This is a genomic window from Dokdonia sp. (assembly GCF_039945015.1).
Taxonomy (GTDB): Bacteria; Bacteroidota; Bacteroidia; order Flavobacteriales; family Flavobacteriaceae; genus Dokdonia.
Genome location: NZ_JBDUXP010000031.1, coordinates 209,628 through 231,510, shown reverse-complemented (window position 1 = coordinate 231,510; position 21,883 = coordinate 209,628). Strand labels below are relative to the sequence as shown.

Here is a 21,883-nt window from a genome sequence, read left to right as displayed (position 1 = left end):
CATTCACGCCATCGCCATCACTATCCATATCACCTACGGTAATCCTAAGTGTAGCTTGCATACACACTGGTGGGTTCACCCCATCATCACTACATACCTCATATACAATAGTCACCATCATCCCTGCTTCTCCTAAAGTAGATGTATAGGTAATCTCACCAGTATCTGGATCAACCACAACTACTCCTGTAGCCGTACCTATTCCTAAATCAACTAAAGTCGTAGTACCCAATGGGCCATCATTATTCCCTAGATAATCATCATTTGCTAATACATCTGTGGTCACCCCTACTCCAGGATCCGTCATGTTTGCATCATCTGCTACTGTTGGAACAGTTGGATTAGGGTCGCTTACATCTGGATTACCATCGCCGTCGTCATCACCATTACTTACAGTAATTGTCAATGTAGCTGTCATACAAATATCCGCCATCGGATCTTGCGGTAAACCAGAATCATCTATATCATTACATACCTGATACACAACCGTTACCATCATACCTGCTTCTCCAGCAGTAGGCGTGTACGTAATCTCACCCGTATCTGGATTAATTAATACAGTTCCCATAGCAGTTCCAGTTCCAGTATCTGTTAGTGTTGTATTTCCTACATTATTTGGGTCTGTATCGCCTAAGTAATCATCATTGGTTAGTACGTTAGTCACTACTGCTACTCCAGGATCCGTCATATTTGCATCATCGACAACAGTTGGTGCCATTGGGTTTGGATCCATACTATCTGGATTACCATCCATATCTGTATCAGGATCATTTACAGTAATTGTTAATGTAGCTGTCATACAAACATCCGCCATCGGATCTTGCGGTAAACCAGAATCATCTATATCATTACATACCTGATACACAACTGTTACCATCATACCTGCTTCTCCTGCTGTAGGTGTATATGTGATCTCTCCAGTATCTGGATCAATCAATACTGTTCCCATAGCTGTTCCTGTTCCTGTATCTGTCAAAGTTGTATTACCTACATTGTTTGAATCTGTATCTCCTAAATAATCATCATTTGTCAGTACATTAGTTACTACTGCAACTCCAGGATCTGTCATATTCGAATCATCTGCAACTGTCGGAGTCATTGGGTTTGGATCCATAGCATCTGGATTACCATCCATATCTGTATCAGAAGTTACTACTGGATCAACAGTAATCATTGCAGATGCCATTACTGTTTCTGTAGTATTACACCCTAAAGGATCATTATTATTTGTTGCCGTATAGGTTATGGTATATGATCCCGCTGTCGCGAAAGTTATATTTCCTGTATTTGCTCCTGCTCCTGCATTAGGGGTTACTCCTGTAGTTGGACTTACTGCCCAAGTAAGAACCCCTGGAGTTCCTCCTCCAACAGAAAAAGATGTCATATCTCCTGCATTAATGGTGATATCTGACAATCCTGTAATCGCTGATGGTGTTGTACAAGGCACGGCCGCTGGACCATTAATAGTGATAATCACATTTGCCATTGCTGTATTACCTGTGTTATCAACAGTATCGATAAGTGTATAAGGAATTGTATCTGTTAATGTCATTCCTGTAGTCAATGCTATAACAGCAGGATTTGTAGGATCTAGGGTGTATGTATATGTACCATCCCCATTTATTGTAATAAACCCATAGGTAGTAGCATATACCATACCTACATTACCAGCCATACCATCTACTTCACTTACTCTAGGTGCTCCAGTCGCTTGCCAAATCAAATCTGAAATGGCTGCAATTTGCCCTCCATTATCTGCTGCTGTCGCATCTGGCCCATAATTATAGGCGACACTGACTTGATCTACTGGGGTCGAAAAATTAATGACTACATTTCCATGGGCATCTTGTGCAGGAACTGAACCTGTACCATAAAAGGTATCTGCTCCTACGGTTACAACAGATCCTGGGACCTGAGGAGAGAAAGGAACTGGAGTTCCTCCTATATTTCCTGTTACCGTCATTTGATCTTGCCAAGAATCATTTTGAGACCAATCTATATCTGACAGTGTAAAACTTAAATTCACAACTGGGTTATCAAAATTCATTGTTAGGACAGAAGAAGCAGACGGATTTACATTTGCATCTATGGCAAACCCCAAATAACCTGTATGCCCTCCATTAGTTCCTGTTTGATATACTACTTGGTCCTGATTAGGAATTCCAATATTATCTGGATCTGCAGAAGCAAATGTAACTTGGACTCCTGTTACTGGTTCTGTTCTACTTTGTCCATTTACAGGTCCTGAAAGATTTGCAAATACTCCTCCTGGAGCACTAAACTGATTTTCCCATATAAAAATAGCTAAAGGTCTATCTCCAGAATCAACTCCAAAACCATCATCATCAAAAATCACATCTCCATTAACAACTGTTGTTCCTCCTACAGTTACTGAATTTGTATTGTCTGTAGCAACGGGAAGATCATCTACTCCATTAATCGTAATTGTAATAAAACCAAAATCCTGATTTCCATTTAAATCTTGAACTGTATATGATATAATATCTTGTAAGCTTGTTCCATTTCGTAAACCACTTACAGCTATATTTGAGGTATCTACACTATAATCATACGTACCGTTAGATTGAACTGTTATAAATCCATACGTACTCGCAAAAGAATTTCCAACAGCAGCTATTACACCATTAACTTCGGCAATACTTAGTACTTCACCAGCAGTTAAATCGGTATCATTACTATCTAAATCACCAGATACTGGCATTGTTGCATTTGCCTGTATTGTATTTACATCATCTGTAGCATTTGGGAAATATTCTGCATTTATAACTGAAGTTGCAGAGAGTGTATTATCTGCATCGGTTACTTCTACAATCATATAGCGAGGTCCCTCTGTTCCTCCTCCAGCTACACCATTATGCGCATACTGCAAATTGAATAAAAATGCCTCTAAATTACCCGCCAATATAGGGGCTCCAAAAGCATCTGTAACACTGTAAACACCCGAAGATAAACTTTGCAAACGCATTGTATTAGACCCATATACTAAATCTACAGGTCCTAAAATTTGGTTAATTCCAATAGATCCCAATTGTGTCCCACCAGCATCAAAAATTACGATAAGATCATCTGCATCTGGCACGCCCGCAGGTATTCCAGTAGGACTACTTGAAAATGTAATACGAGCATTCAACAAACTACTAGACGTTGTTGTAATTACATTATCTATAGTTACAGTAGGTACAATAAAACCAACTTGTGCAGTAACTGCATGATCAACTCCTGCCAATGGCCCATTTAGATCTACAGTAGTGACTGTACGCTGTTCATTACTTAAAGGGCGATCATATGCGCTTCTATACTCTTGTATAGCTTGCTGTTCGGTTACACTATTTTGAATATAAAAACAACCTTGATCAAATATGTAAGAGTTATTAATCTCTGTCATTGACACAGCGTTTAACCCAGATTCTTGAGCAAATAATGAACCAAAGCCACACAAAGACACCATATAAAGCAGCACTATTTCCCTACTACTTTTATTAAGCGATACAAGGAAACCTACTCCCCCTTTGTAATAGCTATTGCCTTTGCGTAAACTTTGGTTTATCTTAGTAATGAAGACTCTTAAAACAAGAATTAATGATTTCAGCCTATCTATAAGCTTACTTTTTTTTATATTTATCAAGTTTGATGATTTTACTACAAATTCTTTTTTAAAAATAAAAGAGTATTGTGTAATTGTTTTTTCGAGAAGTGTATACACTCTCGAAAAAATAATCTGAAGACATCTCAACATAATGGTCAGTTTATTAATTGATTATTATTTCCGACCCTGCTTTTGTTTGCTCGCCAAAGTTTTACAATTGCGGGGTTATTTTATTTAGATAGCTTTACTTTTTGCCATCCTTCTAGTAAAGAAATAATTACACTCATATTCAAGCACATATACTTACAAGTACACATACCAATATACCCATAGAAAGTGTCTATAGGGTATCGTTTATTTTAAAAAGGATACGAGAATGTAATTTCATTCATACTTTATATATTAATTTATGTATTCTAAATAGCTATGAAATCGTGGGGCTCAAAATCACATTACATAGTCATTATTAATTATAAAAAACAAATATCAAAAACTGATCAGGTAGAACAATAATTCAAAAAAGTAAAAAATGGTTGTAGGGACACATTATATTTTACAAACACCTGTATATTAAATATATGGAAAGTATATTTTGGTCAGTTATACTTTTCGATGTTTAAAGTTAAATCATAATTTTTTCATAAAAAAAATTAAAATAAGAGAAAGCATCTGTTTTAAATTAAATTCGATGAAATACATTAAAACATAGATGAAATACACAAATTATTCAAAAAAAATGATTATTTATTTTAAAAACATCCGTAATTCTTTCAAGAATTTAATTTTTTTACACAAAATACACATGTATTCATGTCTGTTTCGTACAAAAAAAGACATATTCGACTTTAATTAAGTATTTAATCAATTATTAATTAACACATTATAGTCAACACATATGTCTATAATGTGTAGAATTGACAATCTTAAGTTAAATTTGTAAAGTTTTGTTTAAATAAAAAAAGCTTTAAACAGCCCTCAAGTCGAGGGCTATTTTAAAGCTGGGGGAAGATTGGTTTTTTATCAATAATTGCGCAGATTACAAGCCCCTAAACTCTTTTATCTACTACAATATATTAATTAAGCTACTTGAACACTCAAAACCAATAATTGTAACTTTCAATACATACATTATGTAATTACTAATTGTAGATTGAAATGTATATTTTATGTACTTAGCAAAGTATTATATACTTCTCCTTATCTGTTATCTAATTTAGGGAGGTAACCTGAATAATTCTTCGGGTATGCTCGCAAAAATATTACGGTTTTCCCGTAATTTTAGCCATTAATCGGGGTTTTGCATAAATCATGCCTTCTAGTTTGCGCAAGTCGTCCGTTTTTTTTGATCATTTGTAAGTATAATATTACACATGTATACGCTTTCGCGAAAGCGTATAAAGAAGCAAAAAAATCACATTATTTTTATTCAAAAAAGGTCTAAGGAATTCCTTATCTATTTATACCAAATAGCATACTTCCATAAAAAAGGAATATTCAAAAATGAAAAGGAAAAAGAAGTCAGGGTAAAAAACCGTTATGGAAGATAAATCATACGAGTATATATCACACTTTTTTTTATAAAGTTTATGCTAGAAAGATTGTGTATACATGTATGATATAGTAATATAGAATATACGATCACAATATCAATACATAAAGAAGGAAAACAAAAAAGTGGTTAGAATAGTTTCTAACCACTTTTTTGTTTTTATAAAAGAGAAGTTTAAATAAGACCGCGTAGGCGTGCTTCTTCTATTAAACGTTCATCACTCTCTGATTTTACGTGTAGTTTTTCTTTTAGTTGATTTTTACGTTTTTCTATAGCGCTCAACGAAAGATTGATATGGTTTGTAAGATTCTTAGTACGCACACCTCTAGAAAGATGGTATAGTATCTGTAAATTAATTTGATCTACAGAAACGTCGTTTGTTACCATCTTACGTAAGTGATCATTTACAGTACTACTATAATAAATCTTCTGGCTTAGTACTTGCTCAAAAGCATGATTTAACTCAGAAAAAGAAATATCAGTCTTGATTAATAATCCTTGTGGATTTACTTTTTCTAATATGTTATGTATTCTCGTGCTCTCATTATGCATGGTGAGAATAATCACTTTTGCTCTGCTAAATTTTTTCTTAAGATATTGCGCGATTCCTTCTCCAGAAGTAATCCCAGCATTGTTTGTTGCAATAGGTAATTGCACATCTATGAGTGCAAGATCATACGATTTTGATTTTGGTGTTTTATCTATAAGATAGATAGCTTCATCACAGTTACATGCGGTATCTATTTCTACCTTATAATTTTCTTCACAAAAATCTGATAATGTGTTTTTATAGCCTTCTAGGATCATAGGATGATCGTCGACCATTAAGACTTTTAGTTTCTTTTTCATGTTTACGATTATTTACGGGGCACTAAAACGTACGTAAGTCGCTAATCTTAAACTTTTTAGGGAAAGTAGTATGCTAACATTGTATTTTAGTACTACAATATAATCATTTTTTTAATTAAAAAGAATTTGTATTTGAGTTCCTAAGTTAATTTTACTCACAACCTTATAGCTTCCAGCAATTTGAGCTACTCGAGATTTGATGTTTTTCATCCCAATTCCTACTTTGGCTTTTGCAGGATCCATCCCTACTCCATCATCTTCTATCACAAGTTGAATATCTGAGTCTACTTTCTTAAAAGTCACTGTAATATGCTCTGCTTTTGCATGTTTATTAATATTCATCACACACTCCTGGATGATACGATAAATATGTACTTTCTTAGGGTTTGTGACTAACTCCCAATTAATCTCTTCATCATACACAAATTGATAGATCACATCCTGCGTCTCTAACTGGTCGTTTAATAGTTTTTGTAATACATCTGGATATAAGGTATCTTGCGAGAAAGCCTCATCATTTATATCATGAGAGATTCTTCGTATTTCTTTTCCTAAGTCTTTAAGTTGATCTATATAACTAGAGCGTAACTTCTCTACTTCTTTCCCATGTTTTGTATTAAGACTATCCAGACTTAATCGCAAGCCAAAAAGCCTACTTAAGATCCCATCATGGAGTTCTTCTGAGATGCGCTGCTTTGCCATGTGTTTTCCTTCTTCTAACTTGGTTTGCTGGGAGAGCATTAGGTTAAAAATCTCTTCATTGGCTTGTTGCTGCCCTTCTATATACTCTAATTCTTTTCTTGCATTTCTACGCTGCAGTATAATATATCCTAGTAAGAATAGTATGGCCACAAAAGAAAAAATAATGATCAGGAGTCTAGAGGTTTCTGTGGCTTTATTTTTTTCTATCTCTAGTTTATCTGTTTCATAACGAATACGAGCAAACTTATTTTGAAACGCTCTTTCTTCCGTTTGAAGACTATCACTTATCCGAATATATTCTTCCCCATAAGCGACACCTTCTTTTGGATCTTTCACCTTCATAAATAGTGATAGAGATTCCAAAACTTCATCAATAAATGGTGCCTCTTTTGACATATCATATGCTTTCTGAGCATAAGAAGCTGAAGATTTCTTGTCTCCTATCTCTTCATAAATAGTTGCAATTCTTAGATTACTACTTACTATCCCCCTTTTATACTTAACACTATCTCGAATACGAAGTGGTTTTAGAAATACTTCTGGAAAACCTTCAGTTACCCCCATTCTATATCTTGCAAATGCTTTATTATCTAATAAACGAGCATACGTTCTAGGTCGTTTATAAATTAAACTATCATATGCTAATCCAGCATCAAAAAAAGAAATTGCTTTTGCAAAGTTCTTTTTATCTATATATACATTTCCTATATTGTTAAGATGTCCTGCAATAATTAATGCATTTTTATCTTCTTTTTCTTTATATTCTATAGCTTTTTGATAGTATTTGATTGCATCATCATAATTTTCTAACCTAAATGAAATATTACCTAAATTATTATAACAAGAGCTTAACCCATTCATATCATCTACAGATTCAAAAAGGCGAATGGCTTTTACAGAACTTGATTCAGAACCAACATAATCCTTTACATTTTTTTGGGTAATTGCCATAACTTGCGCTACCCTAGCTGCTCTTCTTTTTTCATTTAAATTATCGTAAATATTCTCAGATTTATAAAAATAAGTATATGCACTATCAAGTTTACCCTTACCGAGATGATATAATCCCAAATTATAATTCGAGGCTGCTAATCCAATAGAATCTTCTAACCCACCGCTTAATGTTTTAATTTCAAGATTAATGTTATAAAAAGAATCCCTTATACCTAATTCATAATATTGCCTTGCTACATTACTTAATTTAAAACGTTTAAGCGTATCTGCTTTTATATTTTTCAATTCTCTAGTCACAAAAACAGCACTATCTAAATAACTAAGCTGAATTTCTTTTTGTTTACTACTTTTTGATTGATTTAAATATTCATCAATTATATCTATTTGACTTGACGCCTCTAAAGTATTATTTGAAAGAAAACCTTCTTTACAAGAAGTAAATACACTATATATAAATATTAAGTACACTATTGGTTTTAATACTTTCATGAGGATATTGGTATTATTTTCTTTTTTAATTAATTACAAAGCTAATAATAAAGCCCTAATATATTACTAAGTAATATATTAGGGCTTATATATAAAATTATTTTTTTCCTTTTTTTTAAAAGAATTATTAATCATCATCAGATAGGATTCCGTCTGGATTTGGAATATCTTCTTCTTCATCTACTCTCTTTCCGTCTGGACTCGGAACATCTTCCTCTTCATCTACTCTCTTTCCATCTGGATTTGGAACATCCTCTTCTTCATCTACTCTCTTTCCGTCTGGACTTGGAACATCTTCTTCTTCATCTACATTACTCTTCCCATCTGGATTTGGAATATCTTCTTCTTCATCCACATCGTCCTTCCCATCTGGATTTGGAATATCTTCTTCTTCGTCTACATCTGCATTAGTTTCTTCTGCTTTATTATTAGTATCGTTATCTACCCCTTCTATGTTTTCTAAGGCAATTGTATTCGCAATTTCAAAATCTTCAAGTATCGGATCAGATTCACAAGAAATAATTAAGGTAGTAGCAACTAGTATGACAAGTGTATGTATGTATTTTTTCATCAGTGGGTGTTTGTTTTAGTGGTTAAATTGCAAGCATGTGCAGTCTCATATAACTGCGTTGTTATAGGGTTAAATTGGGACATAGGAATGGTAATCATATCACAAGAAAATCACACACATTCCTATACGTATGTGTTCCTTATAATACAGTATGAATATTTGTAACAGTAAGCGCTTTGTTATAACGGTGTAAAAATAGTAAGAATGGGTGCGGGGAATACGTAAATAACAGTGTATCTAGTAGTTATAAGGCGCATACTTGTAGATGGGTATCGTATGAACGTACATGGCCTATTTTATAAAAAAATGTTAATTTTGTAAGGTTTTGTAGGAAAAAACCCTTACATGCAGTAGCTTTTAAAAATAGAAATTTCTCTATACATATAGCAAAGCCATGCTATCGCTAAGATAATCAAATACATAACATAATTGTAGTTGATTTTATTTTTTCTTACAAAATTTAGGCAATCACTAAACTTCGCTTATAAAAATTATCTCTAATCATCTCTACATTTTCTCTATATGATTTTGAAAAAGGAACAGAAACATCACTATGCTCCATCGTACATTGTGATTTTCCAAAATGAATTCTTGAGATATAGTGACTGTTTACAATATAACTATTGTGTACTCTTATAAAATGATCTGGTAATGACTCTTGAAAGAACTTTAAAGTTTTAAAGGCACTTACGGTCGTACCATTTACTCTCACAAAGTCTGTTGTATTATTATCTGCCTTTAAAAAAAGAACTTCGCTTGTATTTACAAATTTATAATCTCCATATGATTTTAAGCATAGGGTATCATTTACATCGGCAGTTGTAGGTGAGAATGTCTGTTTTCTAAAGCGAAATAAAGTTCGTCTTAATACATTCTTGTCTATAGGTGTTATGATATAATCTAACACACTATGACGGATTCCTTCTATCGCATACTTGGCTGTTTTTGACAATGCAATAAATTCTGGGATGGTATCCATAAATTTCTGCAAGGCATCCATAAGATAAAATCCTGTTATTCCAGAATTGGTATGTTCAAGTTCTATATTTAAAAACACCAATGAAGGAGTACGTTCTAATATAATATCTAATCCATCTTGTTCATTAGAAGCTATGCCAATGCAGATAAAATTATTAAAATTTTCCATTGCAAGTTGTATGGCATATATAGTTTCAGGGTTGCTGTCTATAATAACATAAGAGTGTTCCATAATGATTCTATTTAGTGAGAAAATCTACTATGTACTTAAGGGGAGTTTTTTAGGGGTCTTAAGACACATGAAAGCTAGTTATTATATCCGTAATTTACATGTGGTAAAACCGTAATCATGATACGGCATTCATATCAAAAACCCTTGTTTTTGCACATGTGTCCAACTTGAGGATTCTAGCAGTACGTGATCTTGATGCAAAAAAATCAAATACATTACCCTATTTATGATACATATTTACTATCAAAATGTGTTTTTTTCTTACAGGTACAGCGATTAAAGAGATGATTTTCTTTCAGGTTTAAAAAAGGAAAAATTTAAATAAAAATAAGAGGGATGTTCCAAATTAGAACATGAGGCATTAATCATTAAAATCGAAGATTAGAATTAATATAATCTTGTACAAAGTTGCCTATTCTTTTTATCTCATTAACATATCAGAAATAATGAGACAGGGCCAAGTTTAATTTCTGTAAACTATATTTTTATTTCAAATTATGATTATTGTCAATATTTCTTTTAAATAAAAAAGTAAATAGTGATAAACTAAAGATCATCTCATTCTTCTTTTAACACAATTTACTTATTATCAGATATTTAATGTTTAATTTTTAAACTTTCCCTTATAGTCATTAAATGTATCACATTTAGTTTTTTATTCAAAAGTACAATTTTTCGTGTTTTTTTGGTAGCCTTTAATGAGGAATACCGTGGTAAGTTTGTACCATAATTATTCACAATAACACAATTAATTTAATCTAATAAAACATTAAAAATGAACATTAAAGAACAAGTACAAAAAATGGACGCAGTAGTTTTAACTGGTGCTGTTGTAGATGCAGTTAAAGAGTTTTTTGCAGACAATGCAACCACTTCAGACCACGGTCAAGGTGGAACTACAGGTGATAAAGCCGCAATGATTGCAAAAATGGAAGGTTTTGCTGGATCTATAGCAAAAGTAAATGGTATTACACTACATCATTCAATAGTAGAAGGAAACGTTTCTGCATCAGAATTTACATTTGACTTTGATATGAAAGACGACAGTAAAATCTACTGGCACGAAATCATTCGTCGTATATGGAATGATAACGGTGAAGTAATCCAAGAAGAATATTTTAACGCACAATAACACAATAATTAATTTATAATATTTAATAACATGAAGAATTTAATAAAAACCTCCGTATTAATACTTGCAGTCGTAGTAAGTACAGTAACATTTGCTCAAGATAGAATGGCAAACAACGTAGATAATAGTACTATCCATTTACAAGGATATAGCCCAGTATCATACTTAGATTTAGGAATTGCTCAAAAAGGATTAAAAGAGTTTAAATCTGTACACCAGAAAATAACATATTATTTTACGTCTGCGGAACAAAAAGCAACTTTTGACAAGAATCCTGAAAGATATAAGCCTCAGTATGGTGGATTCTGTGCCTTTGGAACATATGCAGGTGCTAAATTCAGACCAGATCCAAATAAATTTATTGTAAAAGACGGAAAGTACTTCCTATTCTTATATGATTTAAATCTAGATGCTCAACAGTTATGGTTAAATGAAAAAAATCACAACAAACTTGTTGCAGGAGCAAATAAAAACTGGGAGAAATTAAGTAAGACCTTTAATTAGACGCTTGATTATTATGTTGATGTTAGAATACCTTTGTTAACTATATATGTTAATGAAGGTATTTTACACCATAAGGGACTATTTGTTTTAAAAATATTATAGGTATTACAAGATAAAATTTCAATATTTTAAAATGTCGAAACTTAATTTTATAAGCAATTAGTCCTATTCTTTCCTTTTTGAGAAATTAGAAATGATTATCAAAAAATCTACAAGGTGCGATGGAATCTTCTTCGCTAAATATTTGAGAAAATCAATAATTTAAAAATACACATGAAATAACTCAAAGTATTTCATTTCTACTGCTCAATTTAATTAAGCAAAGGAACTCTCTTTAATCTAACTTTCCCACAGTGTTTAACTCAATATCATTATGTTATCTTCTTCTAACAAACACACTCTGAATCCAGACCATTGGATTTCTAACTATTATAATTATCTTTTTAACTATTCAAGAACTAGAATTTCAGATACCTATGTTATAGAAGAAATTATTCAAGAAACATTTTTTGCAGGATTAAAGTCTATGAAGAACTTTAAAAACAAATCTAGCGAAAGAACCTGGCTAACAGCAATTTTAAAAAACAAGATTGTAGATTACTATAGAAAATGTAATTCAAATAAAGGAATTATAGAAAGACGTATGCTATCTTATGAAGACTACAAGGAGAGATATAATAAAGAATTATTAGATGAAGTAAGTATTAATCTAGGATATTATGATCAAACTCAATATAATGAATTACAGGAGAAAATATCTTCTTCTTTAGAAAAACTCCCTAAAAGACAAGCAAGAGTATTTAAGATGCGTATTGTTGATGAACTTAAAACCGAAGCAGTTTGCGAAGAATTAAATATTTCTAGAAATCATGCATGGGTACTTATGGCTAGAGCAAAGAAGAATATGATAATTAACCTATCAAAATAGCATAAAATAAGATACATGATTCTGTCGCATTAATAGTATCTTCAAGTACATCATTACTTACGATCTACCTTCCTCTTCATTTCTCCATCTGGTCAGACGATTCAATCAAGTATCGATTTTCAAAATATCAGAAATATCTTTGCCATAGAAATCATTTTTAGTTCAAATAATGGAGATAGTTTTTAAATGACCATTGGCCAAAATAAAGGTGGCTTAATGAATATTACAGACGTCTATTCTAGAGGCCTCAAGGCTATTAAGTATTCTGTGATATCACAAACTGCTTGGACGGTTACACTTCTTTTTGAGAATGTATAAAACAAAAGACTTTAATCGAGATTGATTTTCTTTCAGATTTAAAAAATGAAGAACCCGTAAATATTTAAATAGAAAGTAAGAAAACAGAAACGTTTAAAAACCAAAAAAGGCTCCTTGAAAACAAGGAGCCTTTTGTACTCGAGACGGGACTTGAACCCGTACGTCCTAATGGACATTGGATTTTAAGTTTTAGGTGTTGCATGAGTCATTTTTTATTTAATTGATTATGAGTGTTTTAAAAATTAAAACACAATGCTTTTTGGTTGTTTTTGGGTAAGCTTTTAGGTAAGGCTTACCCCTTTATAGATAATTAAGTGACAAGCAGTTAAACCTATTTCACAGAATAAACTTTTATATAAATTATTCTAAAATATAAATATACTATAGGTTTTCTATTAATAGTGCATTCAAGTACATAATTGCTTGCGCTCTATATTCCTCTTCATTTCTCCACTAGAATATATTTAGATGTTAACATATTCTAATGAAATCATCCTATAAGTATTTGAAAATCATGTAAAAACATTGAAAATTTATTAAATTTACAATAAAGGTATGTTCCGCTAATGGAATATATGATTGTTGCAATAATTAAAACGAACATTGGGAAGAATTTGCGCATACTGTGGAGAGAAAAAAAAACTAACTAAAGAGCATATTTGGCCAAAGTGCATTAATAAACGAATGCCAGAGCTTGAATTAAAGTTTTTAGATAACAAAAAAATAGTAACCAGTTCTGAACTTGTAATATCTGATGTTTGTGCTCACTGTAATAATGTGAAATTATCCCAATTAGACTACTATCTCTGTTCTTTATTTGACCTATACTTTAAAAATTTTATTCAAGATAAAAAGGCTTTTAAATTTAAATATGATTATAACCTCTTATTAAGAACTCTTTTAAAAATCACTTACAATTCGTCACGAACTAAATCACGAGAGAATAATGATTTCGAAAAATTCAAGAATTACATACTATATGGTAATGAGTTAAGAGAGGATATTGTTGTGAAATTAGATCTCATAATGCCCGCTGTTCACAATGAAAAAAAAATATACCCAAAATCTACTCGATGTGGAACATTTGATATCAACTTTAAACAAGATAATTTTATCCTTCGAATGATTTCTCTAAATTCATTCTACTTTTACATAATCATTTCAAAAGAGGAAAATATTATAACGGAATTAGCAGAAATTGAATTAAGATATCTTATTAAAAATATTCCAGGAACAATAATTCATCCTTACAAGAAAGAAATAAACATAACTAACTATTCGAATTTAGACACTTTTAATATTCACCAACATCATATACTAACAAATAAAAAATACTATGAAAAGTTTCTAAAGAAATAGGAATTTATTAGCAAAGTCTTAATCAAAAGCTAATTAGTCATAAATTAACAAGTCGTCATCTAATACATTTACACAACTAAACTCAAAAACATGAATAGCATTTTAGACATAATTCAGACAAGAAAACTTTATGAATTTTTAATATTATATATAGTATATATAAATACAAAAGGGCAAACTAATTATAATTATAATAATGCAGAAAGAGATATAGAAGAATTATTAATGGACGAATTCGATAATGAATTTTATCTAGTTGCTGAAAATTATTTATTTACAGAGGGTTATGTACAATCCTACGCAGCATCTAGTTTAACTCCTTCAGGCAGAAATCATTTTGAAAATTGGATTGAAGATTTCTCAAGAATAAGTGATGAAGAAAAACAAACACTTAGTAATAATTTATCTGAAAGAGTAAAGAAGTTTTTAAAATTAAGTAATGAGGGTATAAGTCTTATTAAAAATGCTGTTGATTTATTAAAACTAATTAATCAAAATTAATATTAATCACCTAATTAACTTCCTATATAAAAGGAAAATTATCATCTAGCGTTTAATTTTTCAAATATTCTTTTATTAAATCTTCAAAACTTTTTTTATCAATGTAGACTTTATCTAACTCAATTTTCCTATTAGAAATATAATCGCTATCCATCTCATGTTGCTCTCTTATAAATCTAGCCCTTTCAATAGAAAGAACTTTTATTGACTCTTTATTTTCTTCAAAATTTTCCATAAGGGTACTTATTTCATCTGCCAATATCTTCTGACCCTCACATTTAAGTTGGTATTTTAAAAATACTACATCGCACCAAGAATGAAACTTTATAACAGAAATAAATAAATTCACAGTAATTTTAGATAAAATGCTATCTTCAATTAAGAGCGTTACTTTAGATTGTGCAATTCCAGATTTTGAATAGAAAGATGAATTTCTATTTCTAATTTTAATAAGCTCATCAATATTATTTTTATTATATAAACTTAAATTAATTTCAAGAACTGAAAAAATCCATTGATTTATAATCCCATGAAAATCTATTATAGCATTTCTTTCTTCATTTCTATAAGAGACTTCATTATCTAAAACTCTTTGCAAATCTGTTTTCAACATTTCTTGTTCTTTCACAAATTCATTTTTAACAGATTCAACTTCACGAGTTAAATTTTCTAAATCTTCCTTTAAAGCAGCACTCTTACCTTTTTCGGTTAGATAACTTTTAAAAAAAGCTAAATAAAGAATTACAAATAAGATAGCAATTTGAATGATAAACTGAATGACAGACTCTGCTTCCATGATTATATAAGATATTAGTCATCAATTTACGAATTATGAACTACAAATCCGCATTTGACGCAATCACCTGCATCCTAAAATCATGCTATCCAGAAACACAAGAAAAGATTGTAAAGGAAATTACAAAAAACCAAGAATGGTATCAATCTGAGTGGGATAAAGCAAATGGAATACCTTCCCCTAGAGAGCTTAGACAAAGGATTATGAAAGACTTGAAAATAAAGGTTATAAAAGCTGGATCAGGAATCCAACGTGAGCAAGAAAACGAATCTTAGAGAAAAATTAAGTATCTAATTATCAATAGTTTACAATTTTAAAAACCAACACGTTTTATTCTTTTTGGGTAACCTTTTGGGTAACCTTTTTGGGTAACGTTGGATTTTGAAAGTGTAAAACCAAAACATCCTAAAACAACAAAACCCCTGTGTTTACAGGGGTTTAGCAAGTACTCGAGACGGGACTTGAACCCGTACGTCCTAATGGACATTGGATTTTAAGTCCAACGTGTCTACCAATTCCACCACTCGAGCGACTGTTTTGCGGAAGCAAAACTATAATTGGTATATTTTTATTTCAATATGTCAAGTATGTAGAGCGAAAGACGGGATTTGAACCCGCGACCCCCACCTTGGCAAGGTGATGCTCTACCCCTGAGCTACTTTCGCATTATATCCTCTTAAAAAAAGAACGTTACTGCTTCAAACAGCGGATGCAAATTTACATCTTTTCTACGTTTGTCAAAACCTTTTTTGAAAAAATATATACCCGAAATGCTAATATCTTCAAAATAAATCACAAACTACTGCATTACAGTCATTTAAGATGCACTATTTTCTTTCTTCTTCACAAGCATTCGTTTGATCTCATTGAGCTTCATAAGTGCTTCTACAGGCGTAAGTGTATCTATATCTGTATGTAAAATCTCTTCTTTGATCTGTTCTAACAAAGGGTCATCCAGATTAAAAAAGCTCAATTGCATCTCTTCTTCTGTGGCTTGCTTTAATTTTCCAGTGAGTTCTTCACTTCCGTGAGACTTTTCTAACTTCTCCATCATCTTAGTCGCTCGTCGTACAACCTGCTGTGGCATTCCTGCCATCTTTGCTACATGAATACCAAAACTATGCGCACTTCCTCCAGGAACAAGCTTACGTAAGAAAAGCACATTATCCTTTAATTCTTTTACAGAAACATTATAATTCTTAATCCGATCAAAGGTCTCACTCATCTCATTAAGCTCATGATAATGCGTTGCAAACAACGTTTTAGGACGTCCCGGATGCTCATGTAAATACTCACTAATTGCCCATGCAATAGAAATTCCATCATACGTACTTGTACCTCGTCCTATCTCATCTAGTAATACAAGGCTACGGTCAGAGATATTATTAAGAATACTTGCCGTCTCATTCATCTCTACCATAAAAGTACTTTCTCCCATAGAGATATTATCACTCGCTCCTACTCTGGTAAAAATCTTATCTACCATCCCTATATGCGCTTCTGAAGCAGGCACAAAACTTCCCATTTGTGCTAACAATACAATAAGGGCTGTCTGTCGTAATATGGCACTCTTACCAGACATATTAGGTCCAGTAATCATAATCATTTGTTGCGCTTCCCTATCTAGATACACATCATTTGCAATATAGCTTTCACCCAGTGGCAATTGTTTCTCGATTACAGGATGTCGACCCTCTTTAATGGTAAGTGCTTGCGAGTCGTCTATTACAGGACGTACGTACTGATTGTCTTTTGCAAGCTGTGCAAAGGAGCATAACACATCTAGTTGTGCCACTAGATTTGCATTATTCTGAACCTGCGGAATAAACTGCATCATCCAGTGTACCAACTCAGAAAACAATTGTTGTTCTATTCCTAGGATACGCTCTTCGGCGCCAAGGATTTTGGCTTCGTATTCTTTTAATTCTTCTGTGATATAACGCTCTGCATTGACGAGGGTTTGCTTACGAATCCACTCTTCGGGGACTTTATCTTTATGCGAATTACGCACTTCTATATAATACCCAAAAACGTTATTTGATGCTATTTTAAGAGACGTAATTCCTGTACGTTCTGTCTCTCTTTCTAGCATTTTATCTAAGTAATCCTTTCCAGAAAAAGCAATATCACGCAATCCGTCTAATTCTTCGTGAAAACCAGTTGCTATCGCACCTCCTTTACCTATCGCTACAGGAGCTTCTTCGTTTAAGGTTTCTTTAATTTTGGAACGTAACAACTCACATTCGTGGATACCTTCACCTATAATTTTTAAAGCCTCATTATTTGCATTAGAACTCAAACTCTTTATAGGCACCATCGCTTCTAGCGAGTTTTTAAGTTGGATGACTTCCCGCGGTGAGACTTTCCCTGTTGCTACTTTACTGATCAAGCGTTCTACATCCCCTATATGTTTGATATACTGTCTTAATTTTTCAAAAAGAACATCTTCATCTAGTAAGTAAGAAACAACTTCGTGTCGTTGTTTTATCTTTTCTACATTTTTTAGAGGTAAGGCGAGCCATCGTTTTAAAAGACGTCCTCCCATAGGAGACGTTGTTTTATCGATGACGTCTAAGAGGGTGATCGCTTTCGCGAAAGCGGTATGATACAACTCTAAATTCCTAATTGTAAACCGATCCATCCATACATATTCATCCTCGGCAATACGGTTGATGCGAGTGATATGTTGTAATCTATTATGTTGGGTTTCTCCTAAGTAATGTAAGATCGCACCTGAAGCAATAATGCCTTCTTCCAAGTGATCTACCCCAAAACCTTTAAGGGTATTGGTTTTAAAATGTTTGTTGAGAGATTCAAACGCATAGTCGGCTTGAAATACCCAATCCTCCATAAAAAAGGTATGAAAATCAGGGCCAAAAATATCTAGAAATGCTTTCTTCTGTTTTTTTGAAATAAGTAGTTCGCTTGGCGCGAAATTTTGTAAAAGCTTATCTATATAAGCTTCATCTCCTTGAGCCGTGAGGTATTCGCCCGTCGAGACATCTAGAAACGAAACTCCCAATGTGCGCTTCCCAATAAATACGGCTGCCAAGAAATTATTACGTTTTGCCGAAAGTACCTCATCATTAAGCGCCACACCTGGTGTTACCAATTCTGTCACGCCTCGTTTTACGATCTTTTTGGTCATTTTTGGATCTTCCAACTGATCGCAAATCGCCACGCGACATCCTGCTTTTACAAGCTTAGGCAAATACGTATTTACAGAGTGATGCGGAAAACCAGCAAGCTCTGTTTTTTCGCCTCCATTATTACGATGTGTTAAGGTAATCTGTAAAATATTTGCCGCTCGTATGGCATCTTCCCCAAAGGTTTCATAAAAATCTCCTACTCTAAAAAGTAATAATGCATCAGGGTATTTTGCCTTGATGGTATTGTATTGTTGCATTAAAGGAGTAACCTTTTTCTGGGTGCTTTTTGCCATACCGCAAAGTAATACCATTTCTTATAAAAAGAAACTCAATATAAAATGAGTTATTACCAGTTTTTCACAGTTTTTGAAACCAATTTGCATTTTAAATATTTTCTTTTACATAGGTATACGCCTATCGCTCACACCCTAAGATATTATCTACTGAAACGACTGAATCCACAAGGTGTTTTAGTTCCTCAACCCCTTCTTGTTCTGTAATTTAGCATGTTGCAAGATGATATAATGCTAGCTACATATAATCTTCGCTTTAACCAAAATATTAATTTTTAAAATTAAAAACATGAACTATTTAAATCGTTTAATTTTTACACTATTTTTTATTTGTTCGCTAAGCGCTTCAAATGAATATAAGGTTCCTGATATTTCAGAAGACTGTATCGACAGTTTTATGGTCGCTCCTGAGGATATCTTTGACCTACAAGCATCTCCATATATTGACCTTGTTACTGGCAATGATTATACAGAAGCTATAAAACTTGCTATTAATCACGCCAGTAATCTGGTTACTGATCCTAATCCTAGTGGTAGTGGAGTTGGAGGTATTATTTTATTTCCGGGAAATACAACTGTTGAGATCTCAACATCTATTACGTTAAGAGACAATATTACTTTTAGAGCGTCTCACTCTAAAGCTACTATTACAATTTCTAACAACTTTCCTACTAATACAGCTACAATGTTTGCCATAGGTAATAAAAAAAACCTTGTTTTTGAAAATATTATTTTCGACGGAGCAAGTAAAAAGACTGCTCTGAGTACTTTTTTGGATCAAACTATTGACAACATTTCCTTTATTAATTGTGAATTTCAAGAAATGTTAAATAACAACCGTAATGCAGCGGCAATCTCTTTAAGTAACGCAACAAATGTTACTGTAAAAGATTGCTTGTTTAAAACTAGTGATTTTGGAGTTCGCCTTGACAAAAAAAATCATAGAATCAGAATAGAAAATAATGTATTTGAAAATACACTTACTAAGAATCCTATAAGAATACTAGGGGTTAGAGATTCTGTAACCCCTAGCATTGCTGCTTTTAGTAGTGATATCTGGATTATAGGGAACAAAATTGATATTGGAAGAGGAGATTCTATTATTGAAGAATTATCTGAACATTTACCTAGAGATCCTGAAACAGGAGCCGTTGATATTAGTGCTGTAAACTCTCCTGGTGATCCTGGGTTTGATATGTATGACGATTGGAGAGAAGCTAGGTTTGCTCCTAGCGCTATTTACTTAACGTGTGGCGAAGGAAATACCCCTGTTGGAATTCCTACAGACAATCATGTTAATGTAATTATAGAAAATAATATTGTAAATGGTCCTGATTATGGTTTTTTTGATGGAGGGTCTGCAGATTTATATAGCCTTAAAGACATTATAAATTTAAAACTCAATAATAACACATCACGTAACTCTGGAGATTTAGGAATGTCTATAGAGCGTTCTTCTAATGTTATTGTTTCCAATAATACAGTAGAAAGAAATAACTCTTCTGGTATTGCCTTTACAGATGTAAAGAATCCTATTATCATTAACAACATCGTTGCAAATAATGCCTTACGAAGAGATTTAATCTATAACAATGTACCTTATGGAGAGATCCTTATATTGGGGACAACTACCAATGCTCTTATAGAAGGGAATCAACTACTTTGTAACTCTTCACCTGGAGATATCTCATTTCCAATCAATATTACTGAAGGGATAGATTATACCAGAGCACGTACAAGTCCTACTTCATATTATGGAATTATGATTCGTAGAGAAGGAACAGAGGATAATGGAGGAGGTACTTCTATAGGAAATCCTTTTGCTACTAAAATTGGGATTAACAATTACTCTGGACAGCGATGGGGGGCTATTTTTAATGAAGTATCTTCTACGCAAATCACAGAAAACTTTGCAGCAACTGCATTTCCAACGGATGAAGATCTACCAGAAGGTAGTTGGGTAGGAAATTCTAACTTAAATAATTCTGCATTAGGTTGGGGAGTTATTGATCGTAATCAAGATGTACTAGCGGTTGGAATAACATCAGAAAATACTATCATTTTAGGAGATGCTTCTGGAATTCAAGTACAGGATATCATTGGAATAGAACTTCCAGATTTTAATGTACACTGGACAACTGTATCTGAAATTAATGTAGATGGTAATGCAAATGCATTAAAAATATTAGATGATCCTACAGGTGATATATTGAATGCAGGTGCACGAGTAGTAGCACTACGTTGGAAAACGGTCACTCAATAATTTTATAGCACATCAAAAAAAAACCGATATGTATTGTACGTATCGGTTTTTTTAATGTATTAATATACAGCTACATGACTTCCCATATTTTAACATCGTAGGAAAACAATCTACCTGAGGTACTGCCGTACCAAGTTTTACACATTCATCTTAGAAAACAAGTCCCATACAACAACGCCGCATGAAACGGAAATGTTTAAGGAATGTTTAGTTCCAAATTGAGGAATTTCTATCACCGTATCGCTTTCTGAAACCACTTCTTGTTGCACTCCTTTTACTTCATTACCAAAAATAATGGCATAAGTCTTTCCTTTTTCTGGTATAAAATCATTGAGCATCACCGCATCTTCTGCTTGTTCAATAGCACATAGATGGACACCTTCCTGTTTTAGCTTTCGCGAAAGCGTAATCGTATCTTCCACATATTCCCAAACAACGGCATCTGTCGCTCCCAAAGCTGTTTTCTGAATTTCTCTATGTGGTGGCTTTGCAGTGATCCCACACAGGTATATTTTTTGAACTAAAAAAGCATCGGCTGTTCTAAAAACAGATCCTATATTATTAAGACTTCGTATGTTGTCCAGAACGATAATTAAAGGTGTTTTTTCTGAGTCTTTAAACTCTGTAACTGACTTCCGATTAAGTTCGCTATTTTTTAATTTTCTACTCATTGTTTCCTTTTAAATAGTACATTCTTCCCTTTAAAGTT

16 protein-coding genes and 2 tRNA genes are annotated in these 21,883 nt (G+C 32.7%); 8 read left to right on the top strand and 10 right to left on the bottom strand.

The features are described from left to right. The 5 genes from ABJD27_RS23210 to ABJD27_RS23190 form a co-directional block, all read right to left on the bottom strand. Positions 1 to 3,406 (bottom strand): VCBS domain-containing protein (locus ABJD27_RS23210; protein WP_348202099.1); only part of this gene is annotated, 3,406 nt, incomplete at its 3' end. Positions 3,407 to 5,330: 1,924 nt separating this feature from the next. Further along, positions 5,331 to 6,005, bottom strand: coding sequence for a response regulator transcription factor (locus ABJD27_RS23205; protein ID WP_348168954.1), 675 nt, complete (start codon positions 6,003 to 6,005; stop codon positions 5,331 to 5,333). A 111-nt stretch (positions 6,006 to 6,116) separates the two neighbouring features. Next, the gene (locus ABJD27_RS23200) at positions 6,117 to 8,150 is read right to left on the bottom strand and encodes a tetratricopeptide repeat protein (protein WP_348168957.1); all 2,034 of its coding nucleotides are present in this window, start codon (positions 8,148 to 8,150) and stop codon (positions 6,117 to 6,119) included. Between the two features lie 127 nt (positions 8,151 to 8,277). Continuing rightward, on the bottom strand, positions 8,278 to 8,721 hold the full coding sequence (locus ABJD27_RS23195) for a hypothetical protein (protein WP_348168960.1): 444 nt from the start codon (positions 8,719 to 8,721) through the stop codon (positions 8,278 to 8,280). A gap of 460 nt (positions 8,722 to 9,181) precedes the next feature. Beyond that, positions 9,182 to 9,931: a LytTR family DNA-binding domain-containing protein gene (locus ABJD27_RS23190; RefSeq protein ID WP_348168963.1), complete on the bottom strand. Its 750-nt coding sequence runs from the start codon at positions 9,929 to 9,931 to the stop codon at positions 9,182 to 9,184. A 775-nt stretch (positions 9,932 to 10,706) separates the two neighbouring features. On the opposite strand from ABJD27_RS23190, the gene ABJD27_RS23185 reads away from it, so the two are divergent. The 6 genes from ABJD27_RS23185 (at position 10,707) to ABJD27_RS23160 (ending at position 14,673) form a co-directional block, all read left to right on the top strand. Beyond that, a complete protein-coding gene (locus ABJD27_RS23185; RefSeq protein ID WP_348168966.1) occupies positions 10,707 to 11,063 on the top strand; it encodes a nuclear transport factor 2 family protein in 357 nt (118 codons plus the stop codon). A gap of 30 nt (positions 11,064 to 11,093) precedes the next feature. Continuing rightward, on the top strand, positions 11,094 to 11,567 hold the full coding sequence (locus ABJD27_RS23180) for a YHS domain-containing (seleno)protein (protein WP_348168969.1): 474 nt from the start codon (positions 11,094 to 11,096) through the stop codon (positions 11,565 to 11,567). A gap of 373 nt (positions 11,568 to 11,940) precedes the next feature. After that, positions 11,941 to 12,495, top strand: coding sequence for a sigma-70 family RNA polymerase sigma factor (locus ABJD27_RS23175; protein WP_348168971.1), 555 nt, complete (start codon positions 11,941 to 11,943; stop codon positions 12,493 to 12,495). Positions 12,496 to 12,681: 186 nt separating this feature from the next. Beyond that, complete coding sequence (locus ABJD27_RS23170) at positions 12,682 to 12,813, top strand: hypothetical protein (RefSeq protein WP_348168974.1); 132 nt, start codon at positions 12,682 to 12,684, stop codon at positions 12,811 to 12,813. 603 nt (positions 12,814 to 13,416) lie between these two features. Next, positions 13,417 to 14,172, top strand: a complete 756-nt coding sequence (locus ABJD27_RS23165) for a hypothetical protein (RefSeq protein ID WP_348168977.1) — start codon at positions 13,417 to 13,419, stop codon at positions 14,170 to 14,172. A gap of 90 nt (positions 14,173 to 14,262) precedes the next feature. Beyond that, positions 14,263 to 14,673 carry a hypothetical protein gene (locus ABJD27_RS23160; protein ID WP_348168980.1) on the top strand — a complete coding sequence of 137 codons (411 nt, stop codon included), beginning with the start codon at positions 14,263 to 14,265 and terminating at the stop codon, positions 14,671 to 14,673. A gap of 52 nt (positions 14,674 to 14,725) precedes the next feature. Here the strand turns inward: ABJD27_RS23160 and ABJD27_RS23155 are convergent, their stop codons facing one another. Beyond that, positions 14,726 to 15,469, bottom strand: a complete 744-nt coding sequence (locus tag ABJD27_RS23155) for a hypothetical protein (protein ID WP_348168983.1) — start codon at positions 15,467 to 15,469, stop codon at positions 14,726 to 14,728. A gap of 35 nt (positions 15,470 to 15,504) precedes the next feature. Between ABJD27_RS23155 and ABJD27_RS23150 the strand changes: the two genes are divergently transcribed. Then, positions 15,505 to 15,744, top strand: a complete 240-nt coding sequence (locus ABJD27_RS23150; protein WP_348168986.1) for a hypothetical protein — start codon at positions 15,505 to 15,507, stop codon at positions 15,742 to 15,744. A 171-nt stretch (positions 15,745 to 15,915) separates the two neighbouring features. On the opposite strand, the gene ABJD27_RS23145 is transcribed toward ABJD27_RS23150, so the two are convergent. The 3 genes from ABJD27_RS23145 to mutS all read right to left on the bottom strand — a co-directional run bounded on the left by ABJD27_RS23145 (position 15,916) and on the right by mutS (position 18,911). Next, positions 15,916 to 15,999: transfer RNA gene (locus ABJD27_RS23145), tRNA-Leu, on the bottom strand. A 63-nt stretch (positions 16,000 to 16,062) separates the two neighbouring features. Beyond that, positions 16,063 to 16,134: transfer RNA gene (locus ABJD27_RS23140), tRNA-Gly, on the bottom strand. Between the two features lie 152 nt (positions 16,135 to 16,286). After that, entirely contained in the window at positions 16,287 to 18,911 is a 2,625-nt protein-coding gene (gene mutS, locus ABJD27_RS23135; RefSeq protein WP_348168989.1) for a DNA mismatch repair protein MutS, read from the bottom strand. A 289-nt stretch (positions 18,912 to 19,200) separates the two neighbouring features. Between mutS and ABJD27_RS23130 the strand changes: the two genes are divergently transcribed. After that, positions 19,201 to 21,174, top strand: coding sequence for a right-handed parallel beta-helix repeat-containing protein (locus tag ABJD27_RS23130; RefSeq protein WP_348168992.1), 1,974 nt, complete (start codon positions 19,201 to 19,203; stop codon positions 21,172 to 21,174). A 137-nt stretch (positions 21,175 to 21,311) separates the two neighbouring features. On the opposite strand, the gene ABJD27_RS23125 is transcribed toward ABJD27_RS23130, so the two are convergent. Next, positions 21,312 to 21,845, bottom strand: a complete 534-nt coding sequence (locus tag ABJD27_RS23125; RefSeq protein ID WP_348168995.1) for an RNA methyltransferase — start codon at positions 21,843 to 21,845, stop codon at positions 21,312 to 21,314. Between the last annotated feature and the right edge of the window lie 38 nt (positions 21,846 to 21,883).

What these genes read in the sequence shown, in the direction of transcription:
- ABJD27_RS23160 (WP_348168980.1), top strand. Translation starts at nt 14,263, where the DNA reads ATGAATAGCATTTTAGACATAATTCAGACAAGAAAACTTTATGAATTT.
- ABJD27_RS23130 (WP_348168992.1), top strand. Translation starts at nt 19,201, where the DNA reads ATGAACTATTTAAATCGTTTAATTTTTACACTATTTTTTATTTGTTCG.
- ABJD27_RS23185 (WP_348168966.1), top strand. Translation starts at nt 10,707, where the DNA reads ATGAACATTAAAGAACAAGTACAAAAAATGGACGCAGTAGTTTTAACT.
- ABJD27_RS23150 (WP_348168986.1), top strand. Translation starts at nt 15,505, where the DNA reads ATGAACTACAAATCCGCATTTGACGCAATCACCTGCATCCTAAAATCA.
- ABJD27_RS23125 (WP_348168995.1), bottom strand. Translation starts at nt 21,845, where the DNA reads ATGAGTAGAAAATTAAAAAATAGCGAACTTAATCGGAAGTCAGTTACA.
- ABJD27_RS23190 (WP_348168963.1), bottom strand. Translation starts at nt 9,931, where the DNA reads ATGGAACACTCTTATGTTATTATAGACAGCAACCCTGAAACTATATAT.
- ABJD27_RS23155 (WP_348168983.1), bottom strand. Translation starts at nt 15,469, where the DNA reads ATGGAAGCAGAGTCTGTCATTCAGTTTATCATTCAAATTGCTATCTTA.
- ABJD27_RS23170 (WP_348168974.1), top strand. Translation starts at nt 12,682, where the DNA reads ATGACCATTGGCCAAAATAAAGGTGGCTTAATGAATATTACAGACGTC.
- mutS (WP_348168989.1), bottom strand. Translation starts at nt 18,911, where the DNA reads ATGGCAAAAAGCACCCAGAAAAAGGTTACTCCTTTAATGCAACAATAC.
- ABJD27_RS23200 (WP_348168957.1), bottom strand. Translation starts at nt 8,150, where the DNA reads ATGAAAGTATTAAAACCAATAGTGTACTTAATATTTATATATAGTGTA.
- ABJD27_RS23175 (WP_348168971.1), top strand. Translation starts at nt 11,941, where the DNA reads ATGTTATCTTCTTCTAACAAACACACTCTGAATCCAGACCATTGGATT.
- ABJD27_RS23205 (WP_348168954.1), bottom strand. Translation starts at nt 6,005, where the DNA reads ATGAAAAAGAAACTAAAAGTCTTAATGGTCGACGATCATCCTATGATC.
- ABJD27_RS23180 (WP_348168969.1), top strand. Translation starts at nt 11,094, where the DNA reads ATGAAGAATTTAATAAAAACCTCCGTATTAATACTTGCAGTCGTAGTA.
- ABJD27_RS23195 (WP_348168960.1), bottom strand. Translation starts at nt 8,721, where the DNA reads ATGAAAAAATACATACATACACTTGTCATACTAGTTGCTACTACCTTA.